Source organism: Phycicoccus avicenniae (assembly GCF_018139485.1).
GTDB lineage: Bacteria > Actinomycetota > Actinomycetes > Actinomycetales > Dermatophilaceae > Phycicoccus > Phycicoccus avicenniae.
The window spans coordinates 141524-162216 of the sequence record NZ_JAGSNF010000001.1 but is presented as its reverse complement, the minus strand read 5'-3'; the positions used below and the strand labels follow the sequence as shown (position 1 = coordinate 162216).

General features: G+C 70.9%; 20 protein-coding genes and 3 pseudogenes. 9 read left to right on the top strand and 14 right to left on the bottom strand.

Features of this window, described 5'->3' with window-relative positions; translation table 11 throughout:
- Position 1: 1 nt before the first annotated feature.
- Both KC207_RS17060 and KC207_RS00750 read left to right on the top strand, forming a co-directional pair.
- A pseudogene (locus KC207_RS17060) lies at positions 2 to 154 on the top strand (transketolase family protein); the annotation flags it as partial.
- A complete protein-coding gene (locus tag KC207_RS00750; protein ID WP_367616015.1) occupies positions 131 to 577 on the top strand; it encodes a transketolase C-terminal domain-containing protein in 447 nt (148 codons plus the stop codon). The pseudogene KC207_RS17060 and the gene KC207_RS00750, both read left to right, overlap by 24 nt.
- A 165-nt stretch (positions 578 to 742) precedes the next feature.
- On the opposite strand, the gene KC207_RS00745 is transcribed toward KC207_RS00750, so the two are convergent.
- Positions 743 to 1477: a GntR family transcriptional regulator gene (locus tag KC207_RS00745; RefSeq protein ID WP_211600983.1), complete on the bottom strand. Its 735-nt coding sequence runs from the start codon at positions 1475 to 1477 to the stop codon at positions 743 to 745.
- 144 nt (positions 1478 to 1621) lie between these two features.
- Here KC207_RS00745 and KC207_RS00740 point away from each other — a divergent pair, with 144 nt between their 5' ends.
- The 4 genes from KC207_RS00740 to dhaK are packed head-to-tail and all read left to right on the top strand — an operon-like array spanning position 1622 to position 4950.
- The gene (locus KC207_RS00740; protein ID WP_211600982.1) at positions 1622 to 2491 is read left to right on the top strand and encodes a class II fructose-bisphosphate aldolase; all 870 of its coding nucleotides are present in this window, start codon (positions 1622 to 1624) and stop codon (positions 2489 to 2491) included.
- A complete protein-coding gene (locus tag KC207_RS00735) occupies positions 2488 to 3270 on the top strand; it encodes an HAD-IA family hydrolase (RefSeq protein WP_211600981.1) in 783 nt (260 codons plus the stop codon). Before KC207_RS00740 ends, KC207_RS00735 begins: the two co-directional genes overlap by 4 nt.
- An 11-nt stretch (positions 3271 to 3281) precedes the next feature.
- Complete coding sequence (dhaL, locus tag KC207_RS00730) at positions 3282 to 3911, top strand: dihydroxyacetone kinase subunit DhaL (RefSeq protein ID WP_211600980.1); 630 nt, start codon at positions 3282 to 3284, stop codon at positions 3909 to 3911.
- Between the two features lie 43 nt (positions 3912 to 3954).
- Complete coding sequence (gene dhaK / locus KC207_RS00725; RefSeq protein WP_211600979.1) at positions 3955 to 4950, top strand: dihydroxyacetone kinase subunit DhaK; 996 nt, start codon at positions 3955 to 3957, stop codon at positions 4948 to 4950.
- A gap of 191 nt (positions 4951 to 5141) precedes the next feature.
- Here dhaK and KC207_RS16775 read toward each other — a convergent pair.
- From KC207_RS16775 to KC207_RS00715, 3 genes and pseudogenes are all read right to left on the bottom strand, one after another.
- Positions 5142 to 5342: pseudogene (locus KC207_RS16775) on the bottom strand (integrase core domain-containing protein); the annotation flags it as partial.
- A 45-nt stretch (positions 5343 to 5387) separates the two neighbouring features.
- Positions 5388 to 5744, bottom strand: a pseudogene (locus tag KC207_RS16770) (NADP-dependent oxidoreductase); the annotation flags it as partial.
- Between the two features lie 116 nt (positions 5745 to 5860).
- Positions 5861 to 6823, bottom strand: coding sequence for an aldo/keto reductase (locus KC207_RS00715; RefSeq protein WP_211601170.1), 963 nt, complete (start codon positions 6821 to 6823; stop codon positions 5861 to 5863).
- Between the two features lie 459 nt (positions 6824 to 7282).
- On the opposite strand from KC207_RS00715, the gene KC207_RS00710 reads away from it, so the two are divergent.
- From KC207_RS00710 to KC207_RS00700, 3 genes are read left to right on the top strand one after another with little or no spacing between them, the layout of a single operon-like run.
- Positions 7283 to 7861, top strand: coding sequence for a TMEM165/GDT1 family protein (locus KC207_RS00710; protein WP_211600977.1), 579 nt, complete (start codon positions 7283 to 7285; stop codon positions 7859 to 7861).
- Positions 7862 to 7890: 29 nt separating this feature from the next.
- Positions 7891 to 9378 (top strand): S10 family peptidase, encoded by a 1488-nt coding sequence (locus KC207_RS00705; protein ID WP_211600976.1) that lies wholly within the window; start codon positions 7891 to 7893, stop codon positions 9376 to 9378.
- Complete coding sequence (locus KC207_RS00700; protein WP_249138465.1) at positions 9375 to 10202, top strand: transglutaminase-like domain-containing protein; 828 nt, start codon at positions 9375 to 9377, stop codon at positions 10200 to 10202. Before KC207_RS00705 ends, KC207_RS00700 begins: the two co-directional genes overlap by 4 nt.
- A gap of 189 nt (positions 10203 to 10391) precedes the next feature.
- Here the strand turns inward: KC207_RS00700 and KC207_RS00695 are convergent, their stop codons facing one another.
- The 10 genes from KC207_RS00695 to KC207_RS00650 all read right to left on the bottom strand — a co-directional run bounded on the left by KC207_RS00695 (position 10392) and on the right by KC207_RS00650 (position 20673).
- Positions 10392 to 11558: an AGE family epimerase/isomerase gene (locus KC207_RS00695; RefSeq protein ID WP_211600975.1), complete on the bottom strand. Its 1167-nt coding sequence runs from the start codon at positions 11556 to 11558 to the stop codon at positions 10392 to 10394.
- Positions 11555 to 12382: a D-hexose-6-phosphate mutarotase gene (locus KC207_RS00690; protein WP_211600974.1), complete on the bottom strand. Its 828-nt coding sequence runs from the start codon at positions 12380 to 12382 to the stop codon at positions 11555 to 11557. Before KC207_RS00690 ends, KC207_RS00695 begins: the two co-directional genes overlap by 4 nt.
- Before the next feature lie 111 nt (positions 12383 to 12493).
- Positions 12494 to 13558 carry a TerC family protein gene (locus tag KC207_RS00685; RefSeq protein WP_211600973.1) on the bottom strand — a complete coding sequence of 355 codons (1065 nt, stop codon included), beginning with the start codon at positions 13556 to 13558 and terminating at the stop codon, positions 12494 to 12496.
- 206 nt (positions 13559 to 13764) lie between these two features.
- Positions 13765 to 15132: a cryptochrome/photolyase family protein gene (locus KC207_RS00680; protein WP_211600972.1), complete on the bottom strand. Its 1368-nt coding sequence runs from the start codon at positions 15130 to 15132 to the stop codon at positions 13765 to 13767.
- Between the two features lie 30 nt (positions 15133 to 15162).
- Complete coding sequence (locus KC207_RS00675; RefSeq protein WP_211600971.1) at positions 15163 to 15885, bottom strand: CPBP family intramembrane glutamic endopeptidase; 723 nt, start codon at positions 15883 to 15885, stop codon at positions 15163 to 15165.
- Positions 15886 to 15922: 37 nt separating this feature from the next.
- Positions 15923 to 16948: an NAD(P)H-binding protein gene (locus tag KC207_RS00670; protein ID WP_211600970.1), complete on the bottom strand. Its 1026-nt coding sequence runs from the start codon at positions 16946 to 16948 to the stop codon at positions 15923 to 15925.
- The gene (locus tag KC207_RS00665; protein ID WP_211600969.1) at positions 16945 to 17376 is read right to left on the bottom strand and encodes an SRPBCC family protein; all 432 of its coding nucleotides are present in this window, start codon (positions 17374 to 17376) and stop codon (positions 16945 to 16947) included. The genes KC207_RS00670 and KC207_RS00665 overlap by 4 nt, the downstream gene beginning before the upstream one ends.
- Entirely contained in the window at positions 17373 to 18626 is a 1254-nt protein-coding gene (locus KC207_RS00660; RefSeq protein WP_211600968.1) for an SAM-dependent methyltransferase, read from the bottom strand. The genes KC207_RS00665 and KC207_RS00660 overlap by 4 nt, the downstream gene beginning before the upstream one ends.
- Positions 18623 to 19378, bottom strand: coding sequence for a DUF1365 domain-containing protein (locus KC207_RS00655; RefSeq protein ID WP_249138464.1), 756 nt, complete (start codon positions 19376 to 19378; stop codon positions 18623 to 18625). Before KC207_RS00655 ends, KC207_RS00660 begins: the two co-directional genes overlap by 4 nt.
- On the bottom strand, positions 19375 to 20673 hold the full coding sequence (locus KC207_RS00650; RefSeq protein ID WP_249138463.1) for an NAD(P)/FAD-dependent oxidoreductase: 1299 nt from the start codon (positions 20671 to 20673) through the stop codon (positions 19375 to 19377). Before KC207_RS00650 ends, KC207_RS00655 begins: the two co-directional genes overlap by 4 nt.
- Positions 20674 to 20693: the final 20 nt, after the last annotated feature.

Genomic DNA, 20693 nt, shown 5'->3' with positions numbered 1-20693 from the left:
CGGTATCACCTACTCGGATTTGGGCCCCACCCACTACTCACTCGAAGACTACGCGATCATTCGGATGCTGCCGGGCGTGGCCGTTCTCTCTCCCCAAGAGCCGGGCGAGATCCGCGGCGCAGTGTCGGCGATGCGCGCTCACGACGGACCCGTATACATGCGCATCGGAGGCCCTCTGATCCCAAACCTCTTTGACCAAGCCCCATTCGTCATCGGTAAGGGCCGGAGGATTCGCGAAGGGCCCGCCGCCACAGTGGTCACAACCGGTACTGTCACTGCGGAGGCGATCCAAGCGGTGGACCAGATCACCCAAGACGGCGCCGGGTTGGACCTCATTGGCATGCCCATCGTCGAGCCCGCCGACGCCGAACTGATCGCGTCGTCGGCCGCGCGAACTGGGCTGGTCATCACCGTCGAAGAACGTTTCATCCGTGGAGGACTGTCCGCGGCCATCGCGGAGGTCCTCGCTCCGTTCGCCGTTCGACAGGTCGCGATCGGGCTGCCTTACCAGCACATTGTCACCGGCACCGACAGCGGCCTGCTGCGGCATTACCGGTTGGATGCGGCGGCCTCCTGAAACAGCTACAGAAAGCCCTGAGCTCCTGACATGAAGCTCGGGTGCGCTAGAGGGCAACGCAGTTGGCGTGGCGCGGCTTCCCGCTTCCTGCGCCCAAACGGGGAAGGCGGGTTTGCCACCAGTACCGCTCGCACTCCGCCGACTCCGCTCTCGGGCGCGGATCGACTACAGCTGATAGTCGAACTTGAGCTGCATCGTGTCGCCACGGAACACGATCGACGAGTATTCGAAAGCGAGGCCTCGCCGATCGGAGATGATATCCGTCAGAAGCAGGGCCGGGTCGCCGCGGCGCAAACCAAGCTGCTTAGCTTCCGTCGTGTCTACGGCCACCGCCTCCAGACTCTCTTCAACCGTCTTCATCGGCAGACCGTAGTGACCTTCGAGCACGACGCACAGTTGCTCACCCACGACATCATGAGTCTCCAGAGCAGGGGCCAGGGCGGCGGGGATGAAGGACCTGTGCAGGCTCAAGGGTTCGCCATTCGCCTTCCGCAGTCGCACTATGGCGTACACCTTGTCGACCGCGCCGAGCCGGAGCTTTTCTCGCACCCGAGGCGACGGGTCGGTCATCTCCAGGTACAGCAGCTCCGTCGACGTGTCGTACCCCTGCGCCTCCAGCTGCTCGCGAATGCCCTTATAGGCGGGAGAGACCGCACTGATCTTGGTCGAAGAGACGAAGGTTCCCTTGCCAGGGACGCGGACGAGCAAGCCGTCCGCGGTCAGCTTGCTGAGCACGCCGCGCACCGTCATTCGGCTCAGTCCGTAAGTACGGTTCAGCTCGTTCTCCGACGGAATGCGCTGCCCCGGGGCCCATACGCCGGCGGAAATTTTCCCCACCAGAATCTCCTCGAGCTGCTGGTACAGCGGGACCGCCGAATCTCGCTCCAAAGCATCAGTCATCAGTAAGCCTCCTCTCGCCTCACCGTAGCTCACCCCGCACTTGTATTCTGCGGTATAGACATGTACACTCAGAATACTTCCTGCTCGGCGGTGACGGGTCTGGAAGAAGAGCACCATGCGACACGACGAGGTGAAGGACGAGGCATGCTCGCATCCACTGTGCAACTGACAAGGGCCGCCCGGGATCAGGGGTACGCCGTACCAGCGGTAAACGTCTTCGACGAGGTCAGCATGCGGGCAGTCGTCGAGGCCGCGCAGGTGGCCGCGGCGCCGCTCATTGTGCAGGTGTCAGTGAAGACGCTGCGCTCTCTTGGCACGCCGCTGGTCGGTGCAACGTTCGAAGCGGTGACGAAAGACGCGACGGTGCCTATTGCGCTGCACCTGGATCACTGCCCTGATCGCGCTGTTATCAGCATGGTCATCGCTGCCGGCTGGTCTTCGGTCTTGTTCGACGCATCCGACCGCGACATGGACGACGCGCTCCGCGAAACCACTGAGGTCGTCTCCCAGGCGCACGCGGTCGGCGTGGACGTCGAATCCGAGATCGAGAACATCCTCGGCGTGGAAGATGGCGTTGGCTCTGCCGAGGCCCGACACGCGTACACCGTCGAGGAACTCGCAAAGGCCGCCGAGGCGACCGGCGCCGACCTGCTCGCACCGCAATTGGGCACCAGCCACGGAGCGTTCAAGACACCGCCAAAGCTGCTGCCCGGTCGCGTGCGGGATCTGGCCGCGCTCGTCGATCGCCCCATCGTGCTCCACGGCGGCACCGGTCTGATCGCGGAAGACTTCCAGTCCTTCATCCAGGCTGGCGTGTCGAAGATCAACATCTCGACTGCTGTAAAGCACGCGTATATGCAGAGCGCAGCTCAGCACCTCGACACTGCGAGCCGGCGCGACAAATGGGACCCGCCGAGCCTCTTCCAGGACATCACCGTCGCCATCCGTGTAGAGATCACCGACCTCATTGAGCAGTTCGGCGCCGCAGGGCGAGCCCACACGGCGACGCGATGACCGCCCTCATCTTCGACTGCGATGGGGTTCTGTCCGACACCGAACGCGACGGTCATCTCGCGGCGTTCAACGCCACATTCGAGCACTTCGGTCTTCCTGTTCGCTGGACCGAAGAGGACTATGCCGAGAAGCTTCGCATCGGTGGCGGGAAGGAGCGGCTCGCCTCTCTGTTGACCCCGGGGTTCATCGCCCGCGTCGCCCTCCCGGCCGAGGAAACCCTCCAGCAGCAGTTCATCGCCCAGTGGCACCGATACAAGACCGCGCAGTACACCACAATGGTGCGCGCGGGCGATCTTCCGCCTCGCCCCGGGATCGCCCGCATCGCCGCGGCGGCGTCGGCCGCCGGCTGGCAACTTGCTGTCGCCTCCACCTCCGCAGAACAGTCCGTCCAGGCTGTGCTCGGGCACGTGGTCGGAACCGAGCTCGCGGAGAAGTTCTCGGTGTTTGCCGGCGACATGGTGCCAAGGAAGAAGCCCGCGCCTGACATCTACGTGCTTGCCCTACGCGGCCTTGAGGTAGACCCCTCTGAGGCGATCGTCGTCGAAGACAGCTCCGTCGGGCTCCGGGCTGCGCTTGGTGCCGGCCTGACCACGGTCATCACCCAGAGCAGCTACACCATCGACGAAGACTTCACCGGCGCCGCTCTCGTTGTGGACACCCTCGGCGACTTTCCTGCGTACCCCACCAGGGTCGTAACGAACCCGCACCAGCTAGACATCGACGCGACCGTGACACTCGATGATCTCCGCGCCCTTCTCAACGCCCGTCCTACTCCCTGAGGAGCTCACTCATGAACACCGACACCGCAGCACGAGTCGAAAGCGTCGTCAAGCTCGTCGCCGAGACGTGCGTTGAGAACGAGACCTACTTCTGCGACCTCGATGCCGTCGCCGGCGATGGCGACTTTGGCTACTCCCTCGCCCGCGGATTCGAGATCGTCCTGGAGTCCTGGGACGGCTTTGACCGTTCCGATCTCGGCAAGTTCCTCGGCGCAGTCGCCTTGACGATGTCCAGCCGCATCGGGGGCAGCTCGGGCCCGATCTGGGGGACTGCTTTCATCCGCGCATCGGCGGTTGCGCGCGGCAAGCAGGAACTCACCGGCGAGGACGTTGTCAAGATGCTCCAGGCAGCGATTGAAGGCATCAAGTTCCGTGGCGGTGCAGACGTCGGCGACAAGACACTGCTAGACGCACTCGTGCCGATGACCGAATCCGTCGCTGCTGGGATGAAAGCAGGAGACGCGCCCGAGGAGATCGTAGGAAGAGCCGCCACCGTCGCGCGCGAGGCCGCCGAGGCCACCAGCGCCCTCGTCGCCCGCCGCGGCCGGGCCTCCTACACCGGAGAGCGCAGCATCGGTTCACCCGATCCCGGCGCGATCGCCATCGCTCTGCTCACCGAGCGCATCGCAGACACCTGGTAACCCAACCCGTTCAGCTCTACATCGAGGCAGACAAGGACCTGACATGAAGAAGTTCGTCAACGACCCCAAGGCGTTCGTCCCCGACATGCTGCGAGGGATCGCCCTTGCGAACCCGGACACCCTTACCTACTTGCCCGAGTTCAACCTCATCATGCGCTCCGACAGCCCAAGCCAGAACAAAGTGTCCGTCATTCAGGGGTCGGGCTCCGGCCACGAACCTGCCCACGTGATGGCGGTCGGCAAGGGTATGCTCGACGGTGCTTGCCCTGGCGACGTCTTCGCCGCACCGCCCACCGACTACATCGTCGAGGCCACCCGCCGTCTCGCCAGCGACAAGGGCGTCCTGCTACTAGTGAACAACTACACCGGCGACAAGATGGCCTTCGAGATGGCGGCAGAGTTCGCCACCGCTGAGGGCATCCACGTCCGCACTCTCTTCATCAACGATGACATTGCCGTCGAGGATTCGCTGTACACGATCGGCCGCCGCGGCGTCGCCGGGAACTTCTTTGTGATGAAGGCTGTCGGCGCCGCGGCCGAGGCCGGCGCAGACCTTGACGAGGTTGAGCGCATCGGTAAGAAGGTGAACGCGGCTACTCGCACGATGGGCGTCGCGCTCAGCGCTTGCACCCCTCCGGCCAAGGGGACCCCACTGTTCGAGATCGCCGAAGACGAGATGGAAGTCGGCATCGGCATCCACGGCGAGCCCGGCCGGCGTCGCGAGAAGATCAAACCCGCGGCCGAGATTGTCGAAGAAGTCGTCGAGGCACTCATCTCGGATCTTCCCTACGAAGACGGCGACGACGTAGCCCTCATGGTGAACGGGCTCGGAGGTACCCCCATCAGCGAGCTCTACATCCTCTTCGGCAACGCGCACGAGCGCCTGGCAAAGCATGGCATTAAAGTCACCAGCAGCTATGTCGGCGAGTACTGCACTGCTCTCGACATGGTGGGAATGTCCATCACCCTGGTGAAATTGGACAGCGAGATCGAGAGCCTGCTGGCGGCGCCGGCCCAGATCGCCGCCCGCGTCTTCTGAGCAAACTAGCCCCCGGGTGCCGACCTCAGGCGAGAGGAGGCGCCCTCACCGAATCGCTACCGACGTCTGATACGTAGGCATCGCACCAGACACCTGGGGGTCGGGAACGCCTCCTCATACCGTGTCCCGTGCCGTCTTCAGTGGAGGCTCGGTTCTGACGCGTCGACAGTAGTCGGCGCGGGGTGGTGCTGTTAGTGGTTCTCCTCGTGCTCGGCGGGTGGGACCATGCCGATCTCGCCGTGGAGGCGGCGGTAGTTGAACCAGTCGATGTACTCGGCGACGGCGATCTCGCGGTCGTCGACGTTCTTCCAGGGGCCGCGGTTACGGACCAGCTCGGCTTTGAAGAGGGAGTTGAACGCCTCGGCGAGGGCGTTGTCGTAGGAGTCGCCGAGGTAGGCAGACTCGGGGGCGTCGACGTCGACCGTGCGGGCGGCGCTCTCGTCGACGACCGCGACCTCGCGCCAGCCGAGGCCGTGCAGGACGTGGTCACCGGCGGCGAACCCGTCGGCCCGGGACTCCTCGACGACGCCGACGGCCCCGCCGGTCATCGCCTCGCCGACCTCGTACGGGGCGGCGTACGACTTCGCGGCGCTCATCCGGCCGCGCATGTACGGGTCGACCGACAGGACGGTGTTGCGCACCCGGATCTGGCCGTCGGCGAGGTCGGGCACGCTGCTCTCGGCGAGCTCGAAGTCGTCGGGCGTCGGCCAGCCGGTCGGGCGGGTGGCGAGCCGCCACCGGCGGGGCTTGGTCGGCGTACCGGTCGGGGCGCTCGTGGTCGTCGGGTCGGTCATCGGGGCTCCTCGTGGTGCTCGGGATCGGGCTCGCCCGGGTCCAACGAGCATGCGCCGGCCGCTATGCCGTGACGTCCTTCACCCTCGCCTTCGACGGCGGCCGGGAGCGCCGAGGACTACGCGAACGTCGTGTAGCTGAACGCGGGGTCCTCGCGCATGGCGTCGAGCGCGGCGAGGTCCTCGGCGCTCGGCTCCCAGGACCCGGCCTCGACGTTGCCGGCGACCTGCTCGGGTCGGGTGGCGCCCGAGATGACCGACGCGACGCCCGGCTGCGCCGCGAGCCCGCCGATCGCGAGGGTGAGCATCGAGACACCCCGCTCGTCGGCGAAGGCCTGCAGTGCCTCGATCCGGTCCCAGTTCGCGCCGTCGAGCCGCTGGGCCTGCGACGGGCTCGCGAGCCGGGTCCCCTCGGGGGCGGACTCGCCGCGGCGGTACTTTCCGGTGAGGAGGCCGTAGGCGAGCGGGAAGTACGGCAGCAGGCCGACCCCGACGGTCTCGCACGCCGGGACGAGCTCGTCCTCGGCGAGGCGGTTGTAGAGCGAGTACTCGTTCTGCGCCGAGACGAACCGCTCGAGGCCGGACGAGCGCGCCGTCCAGTCGGCGTCGACGACCTGCCAGGCGGACAGGTTGGAGGACCCGATGTAGCGGACCTTGCCCTCGGTGACGAGGTCGGTCATCGCCGCGAGCGTCTCCTCGACGGGGGTGACCGGGCACGGGCGGTGCAGCTGGTAGAGGTCGATGTGGTCCGTCCCGAGCCGGCGCAGGCTGGCCTCGACCGCCCGGCGGACGTAGCGGCGCGAGCCCCAGGCGCCGTGGTGCTCGGCGTCGTGGTCGCCCATCCCGAACTTCGTCGCGAGGACGACGTCGTCGCGGCGGGAGCCGAGCGCGCGGCCGAGCAGCTCCTCGCTCGCGCCGTCGCCATAGGAGTCGGCGGTGTCGAAGAGGGTGATGCCGTGCTCGATCGCGGCATCGACGACGGCCTGCGTGGCATCGGCGTCGATCCGCGATCCGAACGCGTTGCAGCCGATTCCGACCGCCGACACCATGAGGCCGGAGTCACCGAGGGGCGTGTGGCGCATGTCGCTCATCCCGCCAACCTACGACGGGCCGGGCGGTGGTCTCGTCGTCGGTGCCGATCCTGGTGCGGACAGCAGGACGTCGCCGCCGCCGATCGTCGAGACACGACTCCGTCGATGATCGAGACAAGACATCCTCCGCCGAGACAGGACAACCGATCCCTTGCTTCACCGGACATTTCGGGGTGACCCCGAAATGTGGAGGCGGGTGGGACGGGTTCGTGGAGGCGGGTGGGACGGGTTCGCGGCGCCGGCCGGACACCCGCTAGCATCGGTGGCATCGAGAGGGAGTAGTCCCCGATCGCCGTGTCGACACACTGACCCCCGGGTCCGGTACGGCGGGCCACCCCGAGTGGCGGACGAGACTCTCGGCCAGTGCACCTGTCCATCGACGCAGCGTGCCGGCCGAGACGTGCGTCCAGCGGCACTCCTCGTCCGGCACGAGGAAGAGCCTCAACCACCATGTACGCGTTCCTGCTCAGCACCGCCGTGATCTTCGTCGCCGAGCTCGGCGACAAGTCCCAGCTCATGGCGATGACCTTCGCGACCCGTTACCGCGTCCGCGACGTCCTCATCGCGATCACCGCCGCGACCGCGGTCGTCCACCTCATCTCCGTCGGCCTCGGCGCCTGGGTCGGGACCGCGTTCGAGTCCTACCAGGGCATCATCAGCATCGTCGCCGGCATCGCCTTCCTGATCTTCGCCGCCTGGACCCTGCGCGGCGACGAGCTGACCGACGACGAGGCCGACAAGGCCCGCCGCAGCACCGGCACCGCGCTCATCGCCGTCGGCTCGGCCTTCTTCCTCGCCGAGCTCGGCGACAAGACGATGCTCGCGACGATCACCCTGGCCACGCAGGAGGGCTGGCTCGGGACGTGGATCGGCTCGACCGTCGGCATGGTCGCCGCCGACGCCCTCGCCATCGGCGTCGGCGCCGTCCTCGGCCGCAAGCTGCCCGAGAAGGCCATCAGGTACGGCGCCGCGGCCGCGTTCGTCGTCTTCGGCCTCCTCCTCATCGCCGAGGGCCTCGGCTGGTTCTGACGCCACCGGCCCGCGACTAGGGTCGGGTGATGGCCGACAGCCCCACCCCCGACGCCGACCGCGAGCCCACGCGCACGACGACCCCGGCGCCGCCGGAGGACCACCTCGTCACGACCGAGCACACCCTGCGGCTCGGCCGCCGGCGCCTGGCGTACACCGCGACGACCGGACGGGTCGTCCTGCGCGAGGAGGTCTTCGAGGACGGCACCTTCACCGGCCACGAGCCGAAGGCCGAGATGTTCCTCACGGCGTACGTCGCCGAGCCGAGCGGCGACACCCCGCGCCCCGTGACGTTCGCGTTCAACGGCGGCCCGGGGTCGTCGTCGGTGTGGCTGCACCTCGGCCTCCTCGGGCCGCGCCGGGTCGTCAGCGGTGACGCCGGGTCGCTCCAGGCGCCGCCGTACGGTCTCACCGACAACCTCGAGACCCTCCTCGCCGTGAGCGACCTCGTCTTCGTCGACCCGGTCGCCACCGGGTACTCGCGGGCGGTGAGCGGAGGCAAGGCCGCGCCCTACCTCGGGTTCACCGGGGACATCGAGAGCGTCGGCGAGGTCATCCGGCTGTGGACGACGCGCAACGACCGGTGGCTGTCGCCGAAGTTCGTCGCGGGCGAGTCGTACGGGACGATCCGGGCCGCCGCCCTCGCCGAGCACCTCCAGACCCGCCGCGGGATGTACCTCAACGGCGTCATGCTCATCTCGAGCGTGCTCGACCTCGGCTCGATCGGCCTCCACGAGCCCGAGGACCGCGGCCACGTCGGCTTCCTCCCGACGTACGCGGCCATCGCGCACCACCACGGCAAGCACGGCGACCGCCCGCTCGAGGACGTCCTCGCCGAGGCCGAGGAGTACGCCGAGCGGACCTACCCGTGGGTCCTCTCCCGGGGAGACCGGCTGACGGCGGCCGACCGGGCCGAGGCCGTCGCCACCCTCGCCCGGCTCACCGGCCTGAGCGAGGAGTACGTCGACCTGTCCGACCTGCGCGTCGAGCACCTGCACTTCTTCGCCGAGCTGCTGCGCACCGAGCGCCGGGTCGTCGGCCGCCTCGACGGGCGCTTCACCGGCCCGGCCGCCTCGGGGGTGGCCGAGACCATCGCCGCGGACCCGAGCATGGACGCGATCACGGGGCCGTACAGCGCCGGGTGGAACCACTACGTGCGCACCGAGCTCGGCTACGAGAGCGACCTTCCGTACGAGCAGCTGTCGATGACCGCGAACCAGGAGTGGTCCTTCAAGGAGTTCGAGGGCCGCTCGGTCGACGTGTCGGGCCGGCTCGCCCGGGCGATGCGCGCCAACCCCGACCTCAAGGTGCACGTGGCCTACGGGTGGCACGACGGCGCGACGCCGTACTACGCGGCGCAGGAGACGCTGGCCCACCTCGGGCTGCCCCCGGAGCTCACGGCGAACATCGAGCACGCGTACTACCCGGCCGGCCACATGATGTACGTCCACGAGGAGAGCCGGGTCCGCCAGAGCGCCGACCTCGCCGACTTCGTCACCCGCGCGAGCACCCCGTGACCGTGGACAGCGGCGGCGCGCCCGAGTCCGTCCGGGTGCGGGTCGACCTCGCCACGGAGGTCGAGACCGCGGGGAGGCTCGTCCTCGCGCTCGCCGTGGCCGGGCGGCTCGACGCCGACGAGGCGCTCACCGTCCGCGGGCCGGCGGGCCCGCTCGCGTCGCGCCCGGTCGCGATGCCGCACGACACCCGGATGCACCTCGTCGAGGCGCCCGTCGGACGGTTGGAGGCGACGTACGAGGCGACGGTGCGGACCACCGTCGCCCGGGACGCTCCCGTGACCGACGCGGAGCGGCTGACCTTCAGCCTCCCGAGCCGGTTCTGCCCGAGCGACCGCATCGGCGGCTGGGCGGCGAACGAGTTCGGCACCGGCGACGACGCCGCTCGCGTCCTCCGCGTCGTCGACTGGGTCTTCGAGCGCACCCGCTACGAGGCCGGAACGAGCGGGCCGACCGACGACGCCCTCACCCCGCTGCTCACCGGTGCCGGGGTCTGCCGGGACTACGCGCACCTCGTCGCGGCGATCCTGCGCTCCCTCGACATCCCCGCGCGGTACGTCTCCGTCTACGCCCCCGGGCTGTCCCCGATGGACGCCCACGCCGTCGTCGAGGCGGTCGTCGACGGGCACTGGCGGATGGTCGACGCCACCCGGCTCGCGCCCCGTCGCTCGATGGTGCGGGTCGGCACCGGGCGGGACGCGGCCGACGTCGCGCTGCTCACGACCCTCGGGGCGTTCACGACCGGGCCGTTCGAGCTGCAGGTGACCGCCACCGTCGACCCCGACCTGCCGCCCGAGGATCCGGGCGCCCTCGTCGCCCTCCCCTGACGCCCGCGGCGGGACCACCTGCGGCGCCCTGGACGCCCATCCTGTCGCGGCCCGGGTCGCAGCCCAGGTCGCCGGACGGGTCGTGATCGCGACCAGTACTGCGCCGTAGCACGCGATCCGGAGGGGGATGAGAGTGGGCCGGAGGGGTTGGGGGTGAGGGGACCCTGGACCGTCGGCGACGGCGTCCGGTCAGGCCTCGAGGGGGGTCACGTAGGCACCCGCGGAGTGGTAGACGTCCGGGCGTCCGGGCCAGATCGTGCCGGCCTCGGCCAGGTCCGCGTCGAGCTCGTTGCGCCACGTGCCGCGCTCGTCGACGAACCAGCGCGCCGCGTGGTCCCACAGCCGCCGGTACCAGCCCTCCCAGTGCGCGTCCCCGGTCCGCCGCAGCAGCACCGCGCTCGTCTGGATGCCCTCGCAGACCGGCCAGTGCAGTCGCACGTCGGCGACCGGCGTGCCGTCCCAGTCGACGGTGTAGACGAGGCCGGGCCGGCCGTCGAGCGCCCAGCCGCCGTCCAGGGCCCGGCGGGTCAGCGCCTCGGACCCCTCGACGAGCCAGGCCGGGGAGTCGACGAGCGGCGACGCGTCGAGCAGCAGGAGGAAGCGCGCCCACTCCAGCGAGTGCCCGAAGGTCGCACCGTACGGCCGGAACGGGTGGTTGGGCTCGTCGCGGTTGTAGTCGAGCAGCGGCCGCCAGTCGGCGGTGAAGTGCTCGGGCAGCAGCCAGTCCTGCTCGCGGGCGGCGCGGTCGACCAGCCGCTCCGCGATCGCGAGCCCCCGCCGGTGCCACACCGCGTCGCCGGTCGCGTCCCCCATCGCGAGGAACGCCTCGAGACCGTGCATGTTCGCGTTCGCCCCGCGGTAGTCCTCGGGGTCGGTCCAGTCCGACCCGAAGGACTCGAGCAGCGTCTCCGTCGAAGGGTCCCAGAGCCGGGTGTCGACGACGTCGGCGACCTGCTCGAGCAGCGCCGCCGCGCCCGGGTGGTCGACCGTCGCGGCCGTCGCCGCCGCGAGCCCCACGTGGACGTGGTCGTAGGCCATCTTCCGGGTCTCGGTGCCCGGCTCGGACAGCCAGCCGCCGTGCACCGGGTCGGCGTGCAGACCGGCGAGCGAGGTCATCGCGTGGTCGAGCAGCTCGCCCGCCCCCGGGATGCCGTGCCGCACCCCGAGCGCGCCGACGTAGGCGGACCGCGCGGTGAGGAAGAGCTGCGGGCGGCGGCCGGGCAGCGGCGACCCGGCGCCGTCGAGGTGGTGGAACCCGCCCTCGGGCCGGATCGAGCCGAGCGCGAAGGTCAGCACGTCCGACAACCCGCGCTGCAGCCAGGCCCGGTGGGTGGGGGTGTCGAGCCAGGCGGTCACAGGTCCTCCACACGGAGCCGGTAGGTCAGGGCGTGCGTGTCACCCGGGGCGACGATGACGGCGTCGGGGGCAGCGTTCGCCGCCTCGACGCAGACGAACCCCGGCCAGGCGTCGCCGACGTCGTCGATCCCGGCGCCCTTGTCCGCCCACGGGTTCCACACGACGCGGTCGCCCGCCCCCTCCGCGGTGACGACCAGCCGGCGGCCGAGCACCGGGTCCTCGACCGTGACGGCCGCGTCGGTGCGGAAGACCCGGTCGGTCTCGCCGGTGAGGACGAGGTCCCCCTCGTGGACGCCGTCCCGCCCGGTCACCTTGTCGTGGACGGGTGCTCCGTCGAGACCGCGCACCGTGACCTGCCGGACGTCGCCGACGGCGAGGTAGGCGTGCAGCGCCTCGCCGAGGGACACGGGGGCGTCCCCGGTGTTCGTCGTCCGGAGGGACAGCTCGAGGTCCTCCCCCGAGGTCACGGCGAGGTCCAGCCGGTACGGGTGCGGCCAGGCGGGGTGCGTCACGTCGTCGGGCGTCAGCCGGTACGCGAGGGTGGCGACTCCCCCCTCGGTCGTCGTCGCGAGGTGCCGCCAGGTGGCGCTGCGGGCGAACCCGTGGCTCGGCGCCCCTGGCTGCGGTCCCGCCCCGAACCACGGCCAGCAGACGGGGACGCCGGCGTGCGGCGGCCGCCCGGACCGGACGGGCACCTCGGGATGGACGAACAGCACGGGGTCCCGTCCCGCCGGGGCCCATCTCAGGACGAGCGCGCCCTCGTCGAGCACCTCGACGGCGGCCGTCCCGGTGTCGGTGGCCCTGGACCTCGGTGTCGCACTCACCCGTCCAACCTAGTGACGGCGACCCGCGTCGTGCTCGCCGGACCGGATGACGACGGGGCCGGGCCCACACAGGGACCCGGCCCCGTTCGTCTGGTCCGGGGACGGTCCGGGTCAGGACAGCTCGGAGTCGATCGCCTCGCGGCGCTGCTCGCTGTCCTCCTCGACGGCACGCCGGGTCTCGGCCCGCTTGTTCGACACCAGGCTCGTCACGGTGACGAGGGCGAGGATGCCGACGATGACGAGGAGCGAGGCGACGGTCGGGACCTCCGGGGTGGCCGGCCAGATGCCGTGCGCCCAGTGCAGGACGAGCTTGACGCCGATGAAGGCGAGGATCGCCGCGAGGCCGTAGCCGAGGTGTGCCAGCGCCCCGAGCAGGCCCTCGAGGACGAAGTACAGCGCCCGCAGGCCGAGCAGGGCGAAGGCGTTCGTCGCGAAGACGAGGTAGGCGTCGCCGGTGATGCCGAAGACGGCCGGGACGGAGTCGACGGCGAAGACGATGTCGGTGCCGAGGATCGCGACGGCGACGAGGGCGAACGGGGTGAGGGCGCGCTTGCCGTTCTCCGTGACGGTCATCCGCGGGCCGCGGTAGTCGTCGGTGACGGGGAAGAACCGGCGCAGCAGCTTGACCGTCCGCAGGGCGCCGATGTCGACGTGGTCCTCCTCGTCGGACATCGCGTCCTTGAGCACCTTGACGGCCGTGGCGAGGAGGATCGCGCCGAAGAGCAGGAAGGTCCACGAGAACATCGAGATGAGCTGCGCGCCGACGGCGATGAAGATGCCGCGGAGGATGAGGGCGCCGGCGACGCCGATGAGCAGCACCCGCTGCTTGAGCTCCGGCGGGACCGCGAACGCGGCGAGCAGGAGCATGAAGACGAAGAGGTTGTCGACCGACAGCGACTTCTCGACGAGGTAGCCGGTGTAGTACTCCAGGCCCCGGTCGCCGCCGTACTGGGTCCAGACGAACACACCGAAGGCGAGCGGAAGTGCGATGTAGAAGGCCGACCAGCCGGCCGCCTCCTTCATCGACACCTCGTGCGGCTTGCGGGTGAGGACGAAGTCGAGGGCGAAGAGCAGGAGGACACCGGCGATCGTGACGCCCCACAGCAGGGGCGTGCCGACGGAGTCGCCGGAGGCCGCGGGCTCGGCGGCGGCCTGGAGGGTGGCAAGGGTGGACATCGAGTCTCCTCAGGGCGTGATGGTGCGTCCTGAGGTCTCCTTCACCGCCCGCGGGCGGCGTCGCACCGGGAGCGCCATGGGGCGCTCGTACTGACCGGAACGATCTTGGGAAGTACTCCCCTCATGGTGCACAGCGTACCGGCGGACGACGGTGTTCCCCAACCCCGAGCCGTCGCACCCTCGACACCGGCCCGACGCCTCCGGTGTCAGCCCTTGACGGCCTGGTAGCGGTCGAGGGCCTCCTCGCGCTCCTCCTTGTGGTCGACGATCCGCTGCGGGTACCCGTGGTCGTAGCCGCCGTCGTGGGCCCACGGCTCGTGCGCGGCCTTGCCCTCGAGGTGGCGCAGCTCGGGGACCCACCGCCGCACGTAGTCGCCGGACGGGTCGAACTTCTCCCCCTGGGTCACGGGGTTGAACACCCGGAAGTAGGGGCTCGCGTCGGTGCCGGTGCCGGCGACCCACTGCCAGCCGTGGTTGTTCGACGCGACGTCGCCGTCCGCGAGGTGGTCGAGGAAGTGCCGCGCCCCGACCGGCCACCACACGTGGAGGTCCTTGGTGAGGAAGCTCGCGGTGATCATCCGCACCCGGTTGTGCATCCAGCCCTCGGCGAGCAGCTGGCGCATCCCGGCGTCGACGACGGGGAAGCCGGTCTCGCCCTTCTTCCACGCCTCGACGGCGTCCTCGGGCTCGTCGTACCGCATCCCCTGCAGCGCCGGTCGCAGGTCGTGCCAGGCGCTGCGCGGGTTCTGGTGCAGCACGTCGGCGTAGAACTCCCGCCAGGCGAGCTCGTCGCGGAAGGTGTCGGCGCCCTTCCCCCGCTCGTCGGCGATGTCGGCGAGCAGGGTGCGCGGGTGGACGACGCCGAGCTTGAGGTACGGCGACATCCTCGACGTCGCGTCGAGGGCCGGGCGGTCCCGGTCGTCGTCGTACTCGGTGAGGTGCTCGTCGCGGAAGCGCCGCCAGCGCCGCAGCGCCGCCTCCTCCCCCGGCTCCGGCAGGTCGGGCAGGTCGGACGCGGACAGCGCGGCGTCCAGGGCGGCGGTGGCGTCGGCGTCGTTGCGGGCGTGCCGCAGGGGCAGCTCGCGCGGGGTCGCCGCCGGCTCGGGCCAGCCGTGCTGCCGCCAGGCCTTGGAGAACGGGGTGAACACCTTGTACGGGTCGCCGGACCCGTTGACGACGAGCCCGGGGCCGACGGCGTACGGCGTCCCCGTCTCGACCCACTCGACGTCGCGCTCGGCGAGCGCGTCGCGGACCGCCTCGTCGCGGCGGACGCCGGCGGGGTTGGTCTCCCGCGACACGTGGACGGACGTGGCGGAGACCCGCTGCGCGAGCTCGGGGACGACCGACCGCGGGTCACCGTGCAGCAGGGTGAGGTTGCCGTCGAGGGCCTCGTCGAGCGCCTTGACGTTGGCCGCGAGCCAGGCCTTCCGGACGGCACCTCCCCCGTCCCAGAGCCGCGGGTCGACGACGAACGCCACGACGAGGTCGCCGTCGCCCGCCGCGTCCCGGGCGGCGAGCAGCGCGGGGTGGTCACGGCGGCGCAGGTCGCGGCGCAGCCAGAGGACGGACGTCACGGGCGGTCTCCGATCACGAGGGGTCTGCGGTCACGAGAGGCGGTCGAGGGCGAGCGGCAGGAGGTAGAGCATCCCGAGCGACCACGTGAGGTGGGTGACGATCGGCCCGAGGATGCCGCCGGTCACCCGGCGCTGGAGGCCGCAGACGAGCCCGACGACGGCGGCGGCGAGCACGAGCAGCGGGATGGCCGACGTCGCGGTGACGAGGGCGTAGACGACGGTCGTGACGGCGACCGCGTGCCGGCGCCCCACCCCGGCGTACAGCGCCCCACGGAAGTACAGCTCCTCCGCGACGCCGTTGACGATCGTCACGACGGTGACGATCGCGAGGGACCCGGCCGTCGCGTGGTCGAGCAGCTGCTGCACCGGGTCGCGCAGGAACGGGACCTGGGCGACGACGACCGCCCCCGCCATGAAGACCGCGAGAAGCAGCGCACCGAGGGCGAGGGACTGGACGATCGGCCGGGCGTGCTCCCCACCGCCGCGGGTCCAGCCCCACCCGAGGTGCAGCGGCCCGGAGGCGACGGCCCCGAGCGCCCAGACGCCGGCGAGGGCGAACGTCGCGACGTAGAAGGTCGGGTCTCCCGGCTCGATCCGCAGCGCCCAGGCGAGGAAGCCGGCGCCGACGAGCAGGGTGACGACGGCGACGACCCGGCGCCGGTGGAAGGCCCGGTCGGTCTGCAGGTGGTCGCGCGGGACGGGGTCGACGAGCGCCGCACGGACGAAGGCCCGCAGCTCGCTGACGACGTTCATCGCGCTCCTCCCGGCCGGTTCCGCCGTGTCCCGCCCGTCATGACCCGCTCTGGCCGCCCCCGGCCCAGGAGGGGTCGGCGGCCGTGACCCGCGCGGGGTCGACGGTGCCCGGCTCGGGGCGGGGGTCGGCGCCGTCGCCCGCGACGGCGTCCTCGACGGCCTGGTCGAAGCCGAGCGCCCCCCCGGGCGGGCCACCGACGAGGTCGTCGATGTCGTGCTCGTGGCAGACGACCTCGTGCAGCAGGCTCTCGACGAGCGGCTGGGCGAGCCCGGTCGGCACCGGCGTCACGAGGCCGACCCAGCGGCTCGCGAGCTTCGGCGTGAGCACCGGGACGGTGAGCACGGTGCGGGGGAACATCCCGGCGATCCTCGCGAACCGGGCGATCATGTCCTTGTACGTGAGCACCTCGGGGCCCCCGATGTCGAACGTCCGGTTGACGTCGGCGGGCAGCTCGGCGCAGGCGACGAGGTAGTGCAGGACGTCCCGGACGGCGATCGGCTGGATCCGGTTCATCAGCCACTTCGGGGTGACCATGACGGGCAGCCGCGCGGTGAGGTGCCGGAGCATCTCGAAGGACGCCGACCCGGACCCGAGGATGATCGCGGCCTGGAGCACCGCCGTCGGCACCCCGCTCGCCATGAGGAGGTCGCCGACCTCCACCCGCGAGGCGAGGTGGTCGCTGAGCGGGCCGTCGGTGTCGGGGTGCAGCCCGCTGAGGTAGACGATCCGGTCGACGTCGGCCTCGAACGCCGCGAGCCCGAACGTGCGGGCCATCTCGCGGTCGCGCTCGACGAACCCGCCCTCGGAGTCCATCGAGTGCAGGAGGTAGTAGGCGACGTCGACGTCGGCGAGCGCGTCGGCGAGGTCGGTCTTGGACGTCGCGTCGCCCTCGACGACCTCGGCCCGGCCGACCCACCGCCGGTCCTGGAGCTTGTCGGCGTCCCGGGTGAGGACGCGCACGGTCCAGCCCTCGTCGAGCAGGGTGGGGACGAGCCGCGAGCCGATGTAGCCCGTGGCCCCGGTGACGAGGGCGCGGCGGCCGGAGCCGGAGGTCTCGGTCACAGGCGGTCCAGGGATTCCTTGAGGGTGCGGGCCGTGTTGTCGCCCAGCCGGTTCAGCAGCGGCGTCATGACCGGTCCGAGGAACCGGACCGCGCCGCTGAAGTCGAAGTCGGCGCGGTAGGTGACGACCGACCCCTCACCCTCGGGGCGCACCGTGATCGTGTCGCGGCTCGTCGTCGTCTCGTTGCGGCCGACGATGACGAACTCCGGCTGCTCGACCTTCTCGGTCGTGTACTCGAGCTCGACGGTGTTGCCGGCGAACTTCGAGACGTTGGCGTACGTGGTGCCCGGGCCGCCGTCGCCGGAGGTCCGCTCGCACGAGATCGTCCCGTAGTCCCAGTCGGGCGCCGAGCGGAAGTCGACGAGATAGGCGAAGGCGGCGTCGGGGGAGGCGGTCGTGCGGACCGTGCGCTCGACGGTCGTGGTCATGGCGTGTCCTTCCGGGTGAAGCGGATCTGGGCGACGTCCAGGTAGCCGGTGGCGAAGCCGGCCTCGCAGTACGCGAGGTAGAACTCCCACATCCGGCGGAAGGTGTCGTCGAACCCGAGCCGCTGGATCTCGTCCCACCGGTCGGTGAAGGTCTCGCGCCAGCGACGCAGGGTCTCGGCGTAGTCCGTCCCGAACGTCTGCACCCGCTCTACCCGCAGGTCGGTCGAGTCACGCGTGACGTCGCGGATCGCCTGGAGGGAGGGGATGAGCCCGCCCGGGAAGATGTACTTCTGGATCCAGCCGAAGGAGCCCTTCGTCGCGAGCAGCCGGTGGTGCTCCATGAGGATCGCCTGGATCGCGACGGCCCCGCCCGGGGCGAGCAGGTCGTCGATCGTGGAGAAGTAGGTGTCCCAGTACTCCTCGCCGACCGCCTCGATCATCTCGACGCTCACGATCGCGTCGAACTGACCGGTCGTCTCGCGGTAGTCCTGGAGGAGCACCTGCACCCGGTCGGCGTACCCGGCGGCGGCGATCCGCTCGAGGGCGAGGTCGCGCTGCTCAGAGGACAGGGTGACCGAGGTGACGGTGGCGCCGCGGGCCGCGGCACGGATCGCGAGCTCGCCCCAGCCGGTGCCGATCTCCAGCACGCGGCTGCCGGCGCCGACGTCGGCGGCGTCGAGGATGGCCTCGACCTTGCGGACCTGCGCCTCGTGGAGGTCCTGCTCGCGGACCGGCAGGGCCGGGTCGAACATCGCCGAGCTGTACGACAGCGACGGGTCGAGGAACGCGGAGAAGAGGTCGTTGGAGAGGTCGTAGTGGGCGCTGATGTTGGCCCGCGACCCCTCGAGGGTGTTGCGCATCGTCTTCGGGATGGCCCGGTCGACGAGCCCGCGCAACGACAGCAGCGGCTTCGGGACGAGCTCGCCCATCCGGGCGGCGAAGGGCATGAGCGCGACGGCCAGGTCGGTGCCGTCGGCGGCGCGCCAGTCGCCCGCCATGTACGCCTCGCCGAGGCCGATCTTCGGGTGCGCCTCGAGGCGGCGGAACATCGCCCGCGGTCGGACGACCTCGAGGACCGGGCTGTCCGGGCCGCCCGCGCCGACGACCGTGCCGTCGGGGTAGCGCATCCGGACCGGCATCGGCTTCACGGCGACCTCGGTGATCGCCTTGGCCACGGCGCCGCGGGTGAGCACGCGCGGGAACCCCAGCCGCGGTGCGGCGAGCTCGAGTCGGGGGCTGTCGGTGGTCATCGCACACTCTCCAGGTCGTTCGCGGGTCGGGGTCGGACGGGCAGCCTCCGCAGCCACAGCCAGACGCCGTGGACGCGGATGAGCCCGCTGACCCGCTGGGGCATCAACGGGTGTCGCACCGCCGACCGGGCGACCGCCGCGGTCGTCGCCGGCCGCGGCTCGCCGGTCACGGTGGCGGTCACGAGGGGTTCGTCGCCGGTGCGGAGCCGGATGGCGACGCCGACCTTGCCCGGGGTGAGGGTGAGCCGGATGGCGTACTCGCCCTCGACGTCGTTGAACGGCGAGACGTGGAAGGTCTTCTCGACGTCCGCCCGACCGCCGGCGTCCGGGCGCAGCACGTAGGCGTGCCGGCCGCCGTAGGTGTTGTGGACCTCGACGAGGACCGCCCGGAGGGACCCGTCCGGGGCGAAGACCCAGAACGCGCTCATCGGGTCGAAGACGTGGCCGAGGACCCGGGCGTGGGCGAGCATGACGACCCGGTCGGCGGCGGAGGTGGCGACGTCCTCGCGCTCGAGCACCCGCAGCACGTTCGCCTTGAGCGCGGCGATGCCGGGGTTGCCCGCGAGGTGGTCCTCGCCGCGGAACGTCGCGACGGGTCGCAGCCACCGCGGCAGCCGGGGCATCGCGTCGAGGTCGACGAGCCACTGCGTGTGCCGGTGCGTGAACGCGTGGTGCAGCGGACGGTGCCGGGTGTGGTGCACCCGCCCGACGACGAGCGCCGGCAGCGCCGGCAGGTCCTGGACGGTCGTCACCAGCCGGCCCCGAACGCCGCGGCGGCCTCGACGCCGGACCGGCAGCCGTCCTCGTGGAAGCCCCACCCGTGGTAGGCCCCGGCGAAGGTCGTGCGGTCGGTCGTGAGCTCGGGGAGGCGGCGCTGGGAGCGCACGGCCGCGAGGTCGTAGAGGGGATGGGTGTACTGCATCGTGGCGACGACGCTACCGGGGTCGATCCGGTCGCTCGCGTTGAGCGTGACGTAGAACGGCTCGGCGGCGGGCAGCCCCTGGAGCCGGTTCATCCAGTAGGTGACGACGGCGCCCTGCGACGGGTCGTCACCGACGAGGTAGTTCCACGACGCGCGGGCCTGCCGGGCCCGGGGCATGAGCGAGCCGTCGCGGTGCAGGACGGTCTCGTTGCGCGAGTAGCGGAACGCGCCGAGCACCTCCTTCTCGTCGGGCGTGGGGTCGGCGAGCAGGCGCAGCGCGTCGTCGGCGTGGGTCGCGACCACGACCCGGTCGTGCCGGTCGACACGACCGGACACCGTGCGCACCTCGACGCCGTCGGGCGTGCGGGCCACGGAGGCGACCGCGTCCCCGGCCCGGACGTCGGACAGCCGGGCCGCGAGGAGGTCGACGTAGCTGCGTGAGCCCCCGACGACGGTCATCCACTGCGGGGAGTCGCCGACCGAGAGCATCCCGTGGTGGCGCAGGAAGCGGAAGAGGTAGCGCGCGGGGTAGTCGAGGGCGTCGCCGCCGCCGCTGCTCCACACGCACGCGACGACCGGCACGGCGTAGAGCCGCACGAACGCGTCGGAGAAGCAGTGCTCGTCGACGAAGGCGCCGAAGGTCGTCGTGTCCTCGTCGTCGGTGCGCTCGAGGAAGGCCCCCGCGACGGTGTGGAACCGCTTCACCTCGCGCAGCATCCCGACGTACTCCCGGTCGAGGAGCTGCCGGGGGCGGGCGACGAACCCCTTGAGGCCGCGGCCGCCGGCGTACTCGAGCCCGGTCGAGGCGTCCCGGATGCTCATCGACATCTCGGTGTCCCGAGCGCGGACGCCGAGGTCGGCGAAGAGACGTCGCAGGTGGGGGTAGGTGCGGTCGTTGTGGACGATGAAGCCGCTGTCGACCGCGAGCTCCCCGGTCCGCGTGGGGACGGTGTGCGTGTGCGCGTGACCCCCCAGGCGGTCCTCTGCCTCGTAGAGCGTCACCTCGTGGGTGCGGTTCAGCAGGTGGGCCGCGGTGAGCCCGGAGACACCGGCCCCGACGACGGCGACGCGGTCGCGACGTCCCCGGTGCGAGGGCGCGCCGGAGGGGTCGGGGCTGCTCGGCATGGTCATGACGCTAGAACCTT